This window comes from Streptomyces sp. NPDC054840 (genome assembly GCF_053611065.1).
This window is the reverse complement of sequence record NZ_JBSGZP010001144.1, coordinates 1-1,181: the sequence shown is the minus strand read 5'-3', so window position 1 is coordinate 1,181 and position 1,181 is coordinate 1. Positions and strand designations below refer to the sequence as shown.

The following is a 1,181-nucleotide window of genomic DNA, read 5'->3' as shown; positions in this document are numbered from 1 at the left end:
CTCCGCCGCCTACCGGCATCTGCTGGTCGCCTTCCAGATGGAGATGCTGGTCGGCGAACCCGGTGCCCGGGCGGGCAGCGGGCCCGGTTTCCTGCTGGAGCGCTTCGACCCGGCCTCGGGCAGCTGGCGCCCGGCCGACTTCCGCATCGCCAATGACGCCAAGCCGCCGTCGCTGTTCTCGGGCGGCAGCCCGCTCGCCCGCGAGGCCGTCCGCACCGAGCGCTACCGGCTGCGCGCCACGGCCGGCGGACCCACGGGCAGCAGCCCGGTCGTGGTGTCCGTCATCGACACGGACGCCGACGGCGAGGTGGCGGCCCATGTGGTCCTCGGGCACAGCACCCGCTGAGGGTACAAAAGTGGCGCCGGCGGCCCGAAGGGCGATCCCGCGGCGTCCGGTGCCATGGGGTCTGCCCAGGCCCGCAGGGCCGAGGGGAAGCATCGCAAGGCGGTGGGGCGCCCGTGTACCGGACGTACTCGGCAGCGCCCGACAACGCGGCGCGGTGCCGTGCCAGGGGTCGCGGGGCGGGCGGGACTTCGCGGACACGACCTCAGGGGGCGGTGGTGGTCCAGGTGAACTTGCCGCCACTGACCCAGTGGACCACTTCCAGGTCGTCGAGGTCGTGGATCGTGATCCCCGCCTCGGCGGCGATCAGGAGCACGTCCGTCATCGACCTCGCCCTGCCGACGAATTCCCCGTCGATTTCCACGATGCGGAAGGGCGGGTTTCCGGGTTGCACCCCCCGTACGGTGATCCGCGCCGGGGACATGTGAGGTGCCGAGCCTTCGGTCATGCGGAGACGGTCGCACGCCGTGACCGGTGACGGGCTCGGCGACACGGTCCGAGCGGCCGATCGGTCTCCTCCTCGACAGCCTGCGGGTCCACGGCGCGCCTGTTCGGGACCGGCGGCATCAGGCCGCCTCCCGACCCGCCTCCCCGAGGGCGGACGCCGCGGTTCGCCAGGCGGCGGTGACCGCCTGACGGGCCCGGTCCGTGGCCTCCGGCACCCGGTCGGGCAGGTGCAGCGGCGAACCGATGTGGACGTGGAAGCAGGGGCGGCGCAGCGGGGCGGTGAAGACGCCGGCGAGCTGCTTGGCGCCGCTCCCGGAGCAGAGCCGGCGGGCACCCGCCTGGCCGACGGGCACGACCGGGGCGCCCGTAGCGGCGGCGAGCCGGGCCAGGC

The 1,181-nt window shown here is 74.6% G+C and carries 1 protein-coding gene and 2 pseudogenes; 1 reads left to right on the top strand and 2 read right to left on the bottom strand.

Going from position 1 to position 1,181, the window contains the following annotated elements; all coding sequences use genetic code 11:
• Nucleotides 1–346: pseudogene (locus ACWGIU_RS38225) on the top strand (hypothetical protein); the annotation flags it as partial.
• Between the two features lie 202 nt (nucleotides 347–548).
• On the opposite strand, the gene ACWGIU_RS38220 reads toward ACWGIU_RS38225, so the two are convergent.
• Nucleotides 549–791, bottom strand: a complete 243-nt coding sequence (locus ACWGIU_RS38220; protein WP_453712741.1) for a hypothetical protein — start codon at nucleotides 789–791, stop codon at nucleotides 549–551.
• 118 nt (nucleotides 792–909) lie between these two features.
• Nucleotides 910–1,181, bottom strand: a pseudogene (locus tag ACWGIU_RS38215) (1-acyl-sn-glycerol-3-phosphate acyltransferase); the annotation flags it as partial.